At 55.4% G+C, this 12,538-nt stretch carries 7 protein-coding genes; 1 reads left to right on the forward strand and 6 read right to left on the reverse strand.

Annotated features, from left to right (window positions below; genetic code table 11):
• Positions 1 to 16: 16 nt before the first annotated feature.
• From KGP17_RS22180 to acnB, 3 genes are all read right to left on the reverse strand, one after another.
• The gene (locus KGP17_RS22180; protein WP_223498338.1) at positions 17 to 871 is read right to left on the reverse strand and encodes a triphosphoribosyl-dephospho-CoA synthase; all 855 of its coding nucleotides are present in this window, start codon (positions 869 to 871) and stop codon (positions 17 to 19) included.
• A complete protein-coding gene (mdcA, locus tag KGP17_RS22185) occupies positions 871 to 2,532 on the reverse strand; it encodes a malonate decarboxylase subunit alpha (protein WP_071682010.1) in 1,662 nt (553 codons plus the stop codon). Before mdcA ends, KGP17_RS22180 begins: the two co-directional genes overlap by 1 nt.
• A gap of 220 nt (positions 2,533 to 2,752) precedes the next feature.
• Positions 2,753 to 5,350, reverse strand: a complete 2,598-nt coding sequence (gene acnB, locus KGP17_RS22190) for a bifunctional aconitate hydratase 2/2-methylisocitrate dehydratase (protein WP_021179695.1) — start codon at positions 5,348 to 5,350, stop codon at positions 2,753 to 2,755.
• 687 nt (positions 5,351 to 6,037) lie between these two features.
• Here acnB and KGP17_RS27925 point away from each other — a divergent pair.
• Positions 6,038 to 6,160: a hypothetical protein gene (locus tag KGP17_RS27925; RefSeq protein WP_021179693.1), complete on the forward strand. Its 123-nt coding sequence runs from the start codon at positions 6,038 to 6,040 to the stop codon at positions 6,158 to 6,160.
• Between the two features lie 98 nt (positions 6,161 to 6,258).
• Here the strand turns inward: KGP17_RS27925 and lpdA are convergent, their stop codons facing one another.
• The 3 genes from lpdA to aceE form a co-directional block, all read right to left on the reverse strand.
• Positions 6,259 to 7,683, reverse strand: a complete 1,425-nt coding sequence (gene lpdA, locus KGP17_RS22195) for a dihydrolipoyl dehydrogenase (protein WP_021806270.1) — start codon at positions 7,681 to 7,683, stop codon at positions 6,259 to 6,261.
• A 233-nt stretch (positions 7,684 to 7,916) separates the two neighbouring features.
• On the reverse strand, positions 7,917 to 9,794 hold the full coding sequence (gene aceF / locus KGP17_RS22200) for a pyruvate dehydrogenase complex dihydrolipoyllysine-residue acetyltransferase (RefSeq protein WP_223498339.1): 1,878 nt from the start codon (positions 9,792 to 9,794) through the stop codon (positions 7,917 to 7,919).
• 13 nt (positions 9,795 to 9,807) lie between these two features.
• Positions 9,808 to 12,471, reverse strand: coding sequence for a pyruvate dehydrogenase (acetyl-transferring), homodimeric type (gene aceE, locus KGP17_RS22205; protein WP_021179690.1), 2,664 nt, complete (start codon positions 12,469 to 12,471; stop codon positions 9,808 to 9,810).
• Positions 12,472 to 12,538 lie beyond the last annotated feature (67 nt).

Consider the following 12,538-nt stretch of genomic DNA (forward strand, 5'->3'; position numbering starts at 1 on the left):
CCTCTGGATTGATTATTCAGCGGGCCGTAGCCCGATCGAGGAACAGAGCCGCAGCCAGTAAATCGGCCGCGCCACCGGGTGAAACGTTGCTCGCCAATAGCCGTTGCTCCAATTTGGCCAACGCCGCCTGCCCTGCCGGATGTTGATACCCTCCGGCATGCAGTACCTCGGCTGCCCCTTGCTGCATCGCGTTTAGCGCCGTTAGCCCACCGCGTGACAACACGCAGGTATCGCTCAGGGTGGTCATGATGGCCATCAAGGCATCAATCTGCGCGGCTGGCTCACTGGCCCCCTGGTTCCTGCTGTACCACAGCTGCGGTAGCGCACGTTGCATCACATGCGGGAAACCTTGCTGGGCCTCCTCCCGCGCGCCGGGTACCTGATAACGTTGAGTGGCTCGCAAGCCTTTGCTGAACACCTTCGGGCTAGCATGATCCGGCAACTGCGCCAACTGAGCGGCTAATGTGCAACTGCTGGATGGCGTTGCGTTCCCCCCTTGCATGGCTACCGCCGTCACCAGCAGGCCCATCGCCCAGATTGCCCCACGATGTGTATTAACACCGGCAGTGGCAGCCATCATCCGCTGTTCACCTTCCCGGCCAATCCGGCCCACTTCCTGACGCAACGCACTATCTGCCGGACGCTGCCAACCGGCAATCGCCAGCCGGTGGAAGACCGGTGTCAGGCTGTGGGCGGAACGCACCATCAACGCCAACGTCAAATCCTGATGCGCGCCGGAACCCCGGGCATCCACCAGCCCCGGTTTCGGGCTGAGGCGCGCCTCATCCACTAGCGCCTGCGTGGCAAGCTCCGCCAAGCGTGCGGCAACTCGGTCCGCATCAGAAGCGATTAAACAGGGGGAAAGTTTCATTACCAGCTCCGGAATTTCGCTGGCGGGTTATACAGGCCGCCGGACCACTCGACCAGATCCGCTACGCTGCCTGCGGCCAGCAAAGAACGCGTTGCATCGGTGCGACGAATGTCGAGGTCTTCCGGGAACACCACTTTGCCTTCACGGCGCAGCTCGGCCACGCGTTTAGCGTCCACACCCAGCCCGATATCGGTGATACCGGCCACCGCTGCCACCATGGCGCGGCGCTCTTCCAGCGAGCGTGCACGATACAGATAAGCGATGCCCTCTTCGGTCAGCACATGGGTGACGTCATCGCCGTAAATCATCACCGGTGCCAGCGGCATGCCAGACTCTTGCGCCACATCGACGGCATCGAGTTTTTCTACGAAGGTCGGTTTGGCCCCCGCCTGGAAGGTTTCCACCATTTGCACCACCAGCTTGCGGCCACGAGCCAACGGATCCGGCTCTTCGATCATATCCAGCCAGGCAGGCGTAGCGTGGCGACGACCGTGTGGATCGTGCCCCATGTTCGGTGCGCCGCCAAAACCGGATAGGCGACCACGTGTCACGGTAGAAGAGTGGGCCATACCGTCGATCTGTAAGGTTGAACCGATAAACATATCTACGGCGTACTGACCGGCCATCTGGCAGAACGCACGGTTGGAGCGCATGGAACCGTCGCTACCGGTAAAGAAAATATCCGGGCGGGCGGCGATATAATTCTCCATCCCCAGCTCACCGCCAAAACAGTGCACGGTCTCCACCCAGCCGCTTTCAATTGCCGGGATCAGGGTTGGATGCGGGTTCAGGGTCCAGTGTTTACAGATTTTGCCCTTCAGACCCAGTTGCTCGCCATAGGTAGGTAGCAGCAGTTCAATGGCGGCGGTGTTGAAACCGATACCGTGATTCAGCGATTGCACCTGATGTTTGGCGTAGATGCCTTTGATTGCCATCATCCCCATCAACACGTGCACCGGTTTGATCAGGCGCGGATCGCGGGTAAACAGCGGCTCAATAAAGAACGGCTTGTCTGCCACCACGACAAAATCGATCCAGGAGCCGGGGATATCAACTCTCGGCAGGTCAGTTTCATCATCAACCAGTTCATTGACCTGAGCGATGACGATGCCGTCTTTAAACGCAGTGGCCTCCACCAGTGCCGGGGTATCTTCGGTACTTGGCCCGGTGTACAGATTGCCATGACGATCGGCCTTGAACCCGGCCACTAGCGCCACGTTCGGCACCAGATCCACATACAGGCGGGAATAGAGTTCTATATAGGTGTGGATGGCACCGATTTCGAGCTGCCCATCTTCCAACAGTTGGGAAATGCGCAGGCTCTGGGTACCAGAGAAAGCAAAATCGAGCTTGCGGGCGATGCCCTTTTCAAAAATATCCAGATGCTCGGCGCGGCCAACGCTTGGCATGATCATATGCAGATCGTGGACCTTGGCGGGGTTGACCTCGGCGAGCATACGGGAGAGAAAATCGGCCTGTTTCTGGTTATTGCCTTCCAGCACCACCCGATCGCCAGAAACCAGCAGTTTTTCCAGCACGCTGGTCAGATCGGCGGTGGGGATCACTTTGCCCTGCGACTGCCCTTGCACACTCGCGATACGGCGTTTTTTTTCCTGCCGCCGGGTATCCCAAACGCGCGTGGGGCTTTGATGTAGCGACATACCTCAACCTCCTGGGTTTACTTGGTTCTGTTCAGTACGGTTAGAGTAAGAGTCTAGGAGAACGCCATCAATCAAGCAGGGGGATGGTTTATTAGCCTGAGAGTAATGGTTTAATAAAATCAATATTAATCAATCAGTTAATATCAATAAAAGCCGGGGTCGATCACAAAAAAACGGGGAACCCAAAGGCTCCCCGTGATGATGCTAACTCAGTACCGAATTACACCGCGGTTTGGAAGATCACACCGTCGGCTTTTTCCGTGTACTGGGTCAACTGGTCGAAGTTCAGGTAGCGATAAGTATCCGCCGCCGTCTTGTCGACCTGTGCCATATAGGTCTGATACTCATCAGGCGTTGGCAGACGGCCCAGCAGTGATGCCACTGCCGCCAGCTCTGCGGAAGCCAGATAAACGTTGGCTCCAGTACCCAGACGGTTCGGGAAGTTACGGGTTGAGGTGGAAACCACGGTCGCACCGTCCGCTACGCGTGCCTGGTTACCCATGCACAGTGAACAGCCAGGGATCTCGATACGCGCCCCGCTCTTGCCAAAGACGCTGTAGTAGCCTTCTTCAGTCAATTGCGCTGCGTCCATCTTGGTTGGCGGAGCCACCCACAGACGGGTTGGCAGTTGGCCTTTATGCTGATCCAACAGTTTACCTGCCGCACGGAAGTGGCCGATGTTGGTCATGCAAGAACCGATAAACACTTCGTCGATCTTGCTGTTGGCCACGTCGGACAGCAGGCGCGCGTCGTCCGGATCGTTCGGCGCACACAGGATTGGCTCCTTGATATCAGCCAGATCGATTTCGATCACTGCGGCATATTCCGCATCCGCATCGCCTTCCAGCAGTTGCGGATCCGCCAGCCATTTTTCCATCCCCTGAATACGGCGCTCCAGGGTACGGCGATCGCCATAACCTTCGGAGATCATCCACTTCAGCAACACGATGTTGGAGCTCAGATATTCGGCAATCGGTGCCTTGTCCAGCTTGATGGTACAACCGGCAGCGGAACGTTCTGCAGAGGCATCGGTCAGCTCAAACGCCTGTTCGACCTTCAGTTCCGGCAGACCTTCGATCTCCAGAATGCGGCCAGAGAAAATGTTCTTCTTACCCTTCTTCTCTACGGTCAACAGGCCCTGCTGGATCGCGTAGTAAGGAATAGCATGCACCAAATCACGCAAGGTAATACCAGGCTGCATTTTGCCTTTGAAGCGCACCAGCACCGACTCAGGCATATCCAGCGGCATCACGCCGGTCGCGGCAGCAAAGGCTACCAGACCAGAACCGGCCGGGAAGGAAATGCCGATCGGGAAGCGGGTGTGGGAATCGCCACCGGTACCAACGGTATCCGGCAGTAACATACGGTTCAGCCAGGAGTGGATCACACCATCACCAGGGCGCAGCGAAACGCCGCCACGGTTCATGATGAAGTCCGGCAGCGTATGGTGAGTCGTGACGTCTACCGGTTTCGGGTACGCGGCAGTGTGACAGAACGACTGCATCACCAGATCGGCAGAGAAGCCCAGGCAAGCCAGATCTTTCAGCTCGTCACGGGTCATTGGGCCAGTGGTATCTTGTGAACCTACCGAGGTCATCTTAGGTTCGCAGTATTCGCCAGGGCGAACACCAGCAACGCCACAGGCACGGCCCACCATTTTCTGCGCCAGCGAGAAGCCCTTGCTGCTAGCCGCTACCGGCTTGGCAATACGGAACACTTCGCTGTGCGGTAGGCCCAGCGCTTCACGCGCCTTGGTGGTCAGGCCACGGCCGATAATCAGTGGGATGCGGCCACCGGCACGCACTTCATCCAGCAACACATCGGTTTTCAGCTCGAAGCTGGCAACCAGTTCGCCGGTCTCATGGTTACGCACTTCACCTTTATACGGGAAGATGTCGATCACATCGCCCATGTTCAGGTTGGAGACGTCCACTTCGATCGGCAACGCGCCTGCATCTTCCATGGTGTTAAAGAAGATTGGCGCAATCTTGCCGCCCAGCACCACACCGCCGCCACGCTTGTTCGGCACGTAGGGGATGTCGTCACCCATAAACCACAGCACCGAGTTGGTGGCAGATTTACGGGAAGACCCCGTACCGACCACGTCACCGACGTAGGCCAGCGGGAAACCTTTCTTGTTCAGCTCTTCAATCTGCTTGATTGGGCCAACGCTACCCGGTTGATCCGGGAAAATACCTTCACGTTCGCTTTTGAGCATCGCCAGCGCATGCAGTGGGATATCTGGACGTGACCAGGCATCTGGAGCGGGTGACAGATCGTCGGTATTGGTTTCGCCAGTCACTTTGAACACGGTCACGGTGATCTTTTCCGCCAACGGTGAGCGTGACAGATACCATTCGGCATCGGCCCAGGACTGCATGATTTGTTTGGCGTGTGGGTTACCGGCTTTGGCTTTCTCTTCTACGTCGTAGAAGTTATCAAACATCAGCAGCGTATGGGAAAGCGCCTTGGCAGCAATCGGTGCCAGCTTTTCGTTATCCAACGCCTCGATCAGCGGATGAATGTTGTAACCGCCCTGCATGGTGCCTAGCAGTTCAATGGCTTTTTCGGGGGTAACCAGGGGGGAAGTGGCTTCGCCTTTGGCAACGGCTGCCAGAAAACCTGCTTTGACATAGGCGGCTTCGTCGACGCCCGGTGGTACACGGTTAATCAGCAGGTCTAACAGAAATTCTTCTTCGCCTTTTGGCGGATTTTTTAATGATTCAACCAGCGCTGCCATTTGTGTCGCATCTAATGGCTTAGGGACGATGCCCTCTGCAGCACGCTCGGCCACGTGCTTACGGTATTCTTCTAGCACGACTTTCTCCTCGCTCTCATTGTCATTTATTGTGCCTGGCGTTTTATATTCAAACCGGGTTTAGCGCACGGCGATATTTGACGGGGCACTGCTGTCGATATCCTGGACTGTAAGTAAGGTACAGTGCCCGGTTCCGCCCAGCCAGCATATCAGGATTTGAATCGGTTGTTAATTCGTTCACATAAAAGCAACATTAAATCTTTGCTGAATCGTTGACCGCAGCGTAATCGGCTGCAAAGCAGGCGGGACGGGCTCGGGTTCGATACGGCACAACAGCAATCTCAGCCCAATGAGCACAACATAACGTCCATAGTTTTACAATGGTTATCGATAGAGTTGGGAGAAATTGGCGGGCGTTGGGCACAAAAAAACCGCCATAAAGACGGTTCTTTTGTATCCGTACAGTGTTAGCAGGCACCGAACGGATTTCTTACATCGTTAAGAACGATACAAGCGCTAACGAACAGGTTCATTGTGCGTAAATCTGGTTAAAAAATCAACCATCGGGATGCAAAAACCCTTTTTTTTATGTACCCTGATTCTGGGTCTGTTCTGCCGGTTTAGCAGCCGGTCATCGGGCTTGAGAACAGTGCTGCAACTACTGCGATACAAGCGCTGACGAACGCTTGTTCCGCCGGGATTTTTCCGGTGAAGTCGCGGTGGTCGTGGTTCCACAAGGAACGCGCAATGAAAGGGAGAACACTCATTATCCTGCTCATTGTGCTGGGTTCGGTGTTTGGCGTCAGCAAAGGCGGCTGGTCAGTTTCCAGCAACCAACTGATCTTCAACGTCGTATTCCAGAACAAGTAAGCTACTGGCCGCTCTTTTGAGCGGCCTTTTATTGGCATTTATTCCAAAAAAACGGCCCCTTTACAGGAGCCGCTTATCAACCTTACCAACCGCTGAAATTACTTCTTCTTGGCTTTCGGGTTTGGCAGATCGGTGATGCTGCCTTCGTAGATCTCTGCTGCCAGACCTACGGATTCGTGCAGGGTTGGGTGAGCATGGATAGTCAACGCGATATCTTCTGCGTCACAACCCATCTCGATCGCCAGACCGATTTCACCCAACAGCTCGCCGCCGTTGGTGCCGACAATCGCGCCACCAATGATACGGTGCGTTTCTTTGTCGAAGATCAGTTTGGTCATACCGTCTGCACAGTCAGAAGCGATAGCACGGCCTGAAGCTGCCCACGGGAAGGTGGACGTTTCGTAGCTGATGCCTTTCTCTTTGGCTTCTTTCTCGGTCATCCCTACCCATGCCACTTCTGGCTCGGTGTAAGCGATCGATGGGATCACTTTCGGGTCGAAGTAGTGCTTCATACCAGCGATAACTTCAGCAGCTACGTGGCCTTCATGCACGCCTTTGTGCGCCAGCATCGGTTGACCGACGATGTCACCAATCGCGAAGATGTGCGGCACGTTGGTACGCAGCTGTTTGTCGACGTGGATAAAGCCACGGTCGTCAACTTCTACACCGGCTTGGCCAGCGTCCAGCAGTTTACCGTTCGGCACACGGCCGATCGCTACCAGCACCGCGTCGTAACGCTGTGGTTCTGCAGGGGCTTTTTTACCTTCCATCGTGACATAGATGCCGTCTTCTTTGGCTTCTACCGCGGTCACTTTGGTTTCCAGCATCAGGTTGAACTGCTTGCTGATACGCTTGGTAAAGACTTTAACCACGTCTTTATCTGCAGCCGGGATCACCTGGTCGAACATTTCAACCACGTCGATCTGTGAACCCAGAGCATGGTATACGGTGCCCATTTCCAGGCCGATGATACCGCCGCCCATCACCAGCATGCGCTCTGGAACGGTTTTCAGCGCCAGTGCATCGGTGGAATCCCACACGCGTGGATCTTCATGAGGAATAAATGGCAGTTGGATCGGACGGGAGCCTGCGGCGATGATGGCATTGTCGAAGTTGATGGTGGTAGCACCATTCTCGCCTTCAACCACTAGCGTGTTGGCGCCGGTGAATTTACCCAGGCCGTTGACCACTTTCACTTTGCGGCCTTTAGCCATGCCAGCCAGACCACCGGTCAGCTGATTGATGACTTTCTCCTTCCAGACGCGCACTTTGTCGATGTCGGTTTTCGGCTCGCCGAAAACGATGCCGTGTTCGGCCAACGCTTTGGCTTCTTCGATCACTTTGGCAACGTGCAACAGTGCTTTGGAAGGAATACAGCCCACGTTCAGGCAAACACCGCCCAGAGTGGAGTAACGCTCAACCAGAATGGTTTCCAGACCTAAGTCAGCGCAACGAAAAGCAGCAGAGTAACCCGCAGGGCCCGCCCCAAGTACCACGACCTGAGTTTTAATTTCAGTACTCATCATGACCTCTTAATTGTTTGTCCGGCGGGTCAGACGTCATTTTTATTGCTAGTCGATCTCATAACGCCCTTCATCCACCGGGACGCATACACCGCGAGCAGTTTACAGAATTGTTAATAATCTGCAAAGCGTGTTCGAGTGACCCGTGTCCCAACAATTCTGTCGAGTCATGCAAAACCCGACAAAACTGCTACTGAATTACTAAGGGCGCAGCATGCTGCGCCCTTTTTTCATTACATCACCAGACGGCGAATGTCGGCCAGCATGTTGTTGATGATGGTGATAAAGCGCGCACCGTCAGCACCGTCAATCACACGGTGGTCGAAGGAGAGCGACATTGGCATCATCAGGCGCGGCGTGAACTCTTTACCGTTCCAGACCGGCTCCATCGCAGACTTGGAGACACCCAGGATAGCCACTTCCGGCGCGTTAACAATCGGCGCGAAGTGAGTAGTCCCGATACCGCCCAGGCTGGAGATGGTGAAGCAACCGCCCTGCATTTCGCCTGCGGTCAACTTACCGTCACGCGCTTTTTTGGAGATCGCCATCAGTTCACGGGACAGCTCAGTGATGCTCTTCTTGTTCACATCCTTGAATACCGGAACCACCAGGCCATTTGGCGTATCTACCGCCACGCCGATGTTGATGTATTTCTTCAGCGTCAGCTTCTGGCCATCTTCGGACAGTGAGCTGTTGAAGCGTGGCATCTGCTCCAGGGCAGCGGCAACGGCTTTCATGATGAACACCACCGGGGTGAACTTCACGTCCAGCTTACGCTTGGCAGCTTCGTCGTTCTGCTGCTTGCGGAACGCTTCCAGATCGGTGATATCGGTTTTGTCGAAGTGAGTCACGTGCGGGATCATCACCCAGTTGCGGCTCAGGTTGGCACCAGAGATTTTCTGGATGCGGCCCAGTTCAACTTCTTCGATCTCACCAAACTTGCTGAAGTCCACTTTCGGCCAAGGCAACATGCCTGGCAGGCCACCACCGGTAGCGGCAGGAGCGGCTTCGGCGCGTTTGACCGCGTCTTTCACGTAAGCCTGAACGTCTTCGCGCAGGATACGGCCTTTACGACCTGTGCCCTTCACTTTTGCCAGGTTAACACCGAACTCACGCGCCAAGCGGCGGATGACTGGGGTCGCGTGAACGTAGGCGTCGTTTTCAGCGAACTCGCCTTTACCGGCGGCGGCGGCAGGTGCAGCCGCTTTGGCTTCCTGCTTGACCGGAGCCGGAGCAGCTTCTGCTTTCTGGGCCGGAGCAGCGGCAGGTGCTGGTGCAGCGCCTTCCACTTCGAACACCATGATCAGAGAACCGGTTTTCACTTTGTCGCCGGTAGCGATTTTGATTTCTTTCACGGTGCCCGCGAACGGAGCCGGAACTTCCATAGAAGCCTTGTCACCTTCAACGGTGATCAGTGACTGCTCAGCGGCAACTTTATCGCCCACTTTCACCATCACTTCGGTCACTTCTACTTCGTCGCCGCCAATGTCTGGCACTTCGACGTTTTTCGCCGCGCTTGCCGCAGGGGCAGCAGCCGGAGCCGCCTGGGTAGCCGCAGCAGCAGGGGCAGCAGAAGCCGCGCCAGCCACTTCGAAGACCATAATCAGGGAACCGGTTTTCACTTTGTCACCGGTGTTGATTTTGATCTCTTTCACGGTACCAGCGAACGGTGCAGGCACTTCCATAGAGGCCTTGTCGCCTTCTACGGTGATCAGAGACTGCTCGGCAGTCACGGTATCGCCAACCTTCACCAGGATCTCGGTGACTTCAACTTCATCAGCCCCGATGTCCGGTACTTCAACGTCTTTGGCTGCGGCAGCAGCAGGAGCCGCGGCCGGTTTTTCTTCTGCCTTGGCGGCTGGTGCGGCAGCGGCCGCACCTTCTGCTTCAAAGATCATCAGCAGTTTGCCAGTCTCGGTTTTATCACCGACGGCCACTTTGATCTCTTTGACCACGCCAGCCTGCGGCGAAGGCACTTCCATGGAGGCTTTGTCGCCTTCCACGGTGATCAGCGATTGTTCAACTTCAACCTTATCGCCAACCTTCACCAGGATCTCGGTGATTTCAACTTCATCTGCACCGATGTCCGGCACTTTGATTTCGATAGACATTGTTCAGTACCTCTTATGCCAGACGCGGGTTAACTTTTTCTGGGTTGATGTCGAATTTCTTAATCGCATCAGCGACCACAGAAGCTTCAATGTCACCGCGTTTAGCCAGTTCACCCAGAGCAGCAACCACCACGTAGGAAGCATCAACTTCGAAGTGGTGACGCAGGTTTTCGCGGCTGTCTGAACGACCGAAGCCGTCAGTACCCAGTACGCGATAATCGCTGGCTGGTACGAAAGTACGAACCTGCTCTGCGAACAGCTTCATGTAGTCGGTAGACGCTACCGCTGGCGCCTCATTCATCACCTGAGCGATGTAAGGCACACGTGGGGTTTCGGTTGGGTGCAGCATGTTCCAACGCTCACAGTCCTGACCATCACGCGCCAGTTCGGTGAAGGAAGTTACGCTGTAGGTGTCAGAACCCACGCCGTAGTCTTTCGCCAGGATCTGCGCAGCTTCACGCACATGACGCAGGATCGCACCGGAGCCCAACAGCTGTACTTTACCTTTGCTACCTTCCAGAGTTTCCAGCTTGTAGATACCTTTACGGATACCCTCTTCTGCGCCCTGTGGCATGGCTGGCATGTGGTAGTTTTCGTTCAGCGTGGTCAGGTAGTAGTAGACGTTTTCTTGCGCGTCACCGTACATACGCACCAGGCCGTCATGCATGATCACTGCCACTTCATACGCGTAAGCCGGATCGTAGGAGATACAGTTAGGGATGGTCAGAGACTGAATATGGCTGTGGCCATCTTCGTGCTGCAGACCTTCACCGTTCAGGGTAGTACGCCCTGAAGTCCCGCCGATCAGGAAGCCACGCGCCTGTTGGTCACCCGCTGCCCAGCACAGGTCGCCGATACGTTGGAAACCGAACATGGAGTAGTAGATGTAGAACGGGATCATTGGCAGATCGTTGGTGCTGTAGGAAGTCGCTGCGGCCAACCAGGAAGAGGCTGCGCCCAGTTCGTTGATACCTTCCTGCAGGATCTGGCCTTTCTCGTCTTCTTTGTAGTACGCCACCTGCTCACGGTCCTGCGGGGTGTACTGCTGGCCGTTCGGGCTGTAGATACCGATCTGACGGAACAGACCTTCCATACCGAAGGTACGAGCTTCGTCGGCGATGATTGGCACCAGGCGATCTTTGATCGACTTGTTCTTCAGCATCACGTTCAAGGCACGCACAAAGGCGATGGTGGTAGAAATCTCTTTGTTCTGCTCTTCCAGCAGTGAGCTGAAATCTTCCAGAGCTGGCATTTCCAGCTTCTCGGTGAAGTTAGGCAGACGAGTGGGTACATAGCCTTGCAGCGCCTGACGGCGTTCGTGCAGATACTTGTACTCTTCGGAGTCTTTCTCGAAGGTGATGTATGGCAGTTTTTCGATGTCAGCATCGGCCACTGGCACGTTGAAACGATCGCGGAAGTGGTGAACCCCTTCCATGTTCATTTTCTTCACCTGGTGAGCGATGTTTTTACCTTCCGCGGTTTCACCCATGCCGTAACCTTTGATGGTATGGGCCAGGATCACGGTTGGTTTGCCTTGGGTATCCTGCGCTTTTTTCAGTGCAGCAAAGACTTTCTTCGGATCGTGACCACCACGGTTCAGCGCCCAGATTTCGTCGTCGGTCATATCTTTGACCAGCGCGGCGGTTTCCGGGAAGCGGCCGAAGAAGTGCTCACGCACGTAAGCACCGTCTTTGGATTTGAAGGTCTGGTAGTCGCCGTCCAGGGTTTCGTTCATCAGTTGGATCAGCTTGCCGCTGGTGTCTTTACGCAGCAGTTCATCCCAACGACCACCCCAGATCACTTTCAGCACCTGCCAGCCAGCACCTGCGAAGATACCTTCCAGCTCGTTGATGATCTTGCCGTTACCGGTAACCGGGCCATCCAGACGCTGCAGGTTGCAGTTGATGACGAAGACCAGGTTGTCCAGCTTCTCACGGGTTGCGATGGTGATCGCACCTTTGGATTCTGGTTCGTCCATCTCGCCGTCGCCCAGGAAGGCATAAACGGTCTGGCCGGAGGTGTCTTTCAGACCACGGTGTTCCAGATACTTGAGGAACTTGGCCTGATAGATGGCGCTGATTGGGCCCAGCCCCATGGAGACGGTCGGGAACTGCCAGAATTCAGGCATCAGTTTTGGATGCGGATAAGAGGACAGGCCTTTACCGTGCACTTCCTGACGGAAGTTGTTCATTTGATCTTCGGTCAGGCGGCCTTCAAGGAAGGCACGTGCATAAACGCCCGGAGAGATGTGGCCCTGGAAGTAAACCAGATCGCCGCCGTCTTTCTCGTTGCGAGCACGGAAGAAGTGGTTAAAGCAGACTTCATAGAAGGTCGCAGAAGATTGGAAGGAAGCCATGTGGCCGCCCAGATCCAGATCTTTCTTGGAAGCACGCAACACGGTCATCACGGCGTTCCAACGGATGGCAGAACGAATACGACGCTCCAGATCCAGGTTGCCCGGGTATGCCGGTTCGTCTTCTACCGCGATGGTGTTGACGTAGTTGTTAGCCGCAGCACCCGCTGCAACGCTAACACCGCCCTTGCGGGCTTCTCCCAGCACCTGATCAATCAGGAACTGAGCGCGTTCAACACCCTCTTCACGGATGACCGATTCGATCGCCTGCAGCCAGTCGCGGGTTTCGATCGGATCCACGTCATTGTTTAAACGTTCTGACATGGTGGTATTCCTTATCTGTCTAATGGTTTGTTTGGAGCCTGTCTTCGTGCGTTCTGTCATAAAACGC

Origin of the sequence: Serratia sp. JSRIV001 (genome assembly GCF_019968745.1) — a bacterium.
Taxonomy (GTDB): domain Bacteria; phylum Pseudomonadota; class Gammaproteobacteria; order Enterobacterales; family Enterobacteriaceae; genus Chania; species Chania fonticola_B.

Bases quoted from the DNA above. Each gene is read 5' to 3' on its own strand.
- KGP17_RS22180 (WP_223498338.1), bottom strand. From the start codon at position 871: ATGAAACTTTCCCCCTGTTTAATCGCTTCTGATGCGGACCGAGTTGCC.
- mdcA (WP_071682010.1), bottom strand. From the start codon at position 2,532: ATGTCGCTACATCAAAGCCCCACGCGCGTTTGGGATACCCGGCGGCAG.
- KGP17_RS27925 (WP_021179693.1), top strand. From the start codon at position 6,038: ATGAAAGGGAGAACACTCATTATCCTGCTCATTGTGCTGGGTTCGGTG.
- lpdA (WP_021806270.1), bottom strand. From the start codon at position 7,683: ATGAGTACTGAAATTAAAACTCAGGTCGTGGTACTTGGGGCGGGCCCT.
- aceF (WP_223498339.1), bottom strand. From the start codon at position 9,794: ATGTCTATCGAAATCAAAGTGCCGGACATCGGTGCAGATGAAGTTGAA.
- aceE (WP_021179690.1), bottom strand. From the start codon at position 12,471: ATGTCAGAACGTTTAAACAATGACGTGGATCCGATCGAAACCCGCGAC.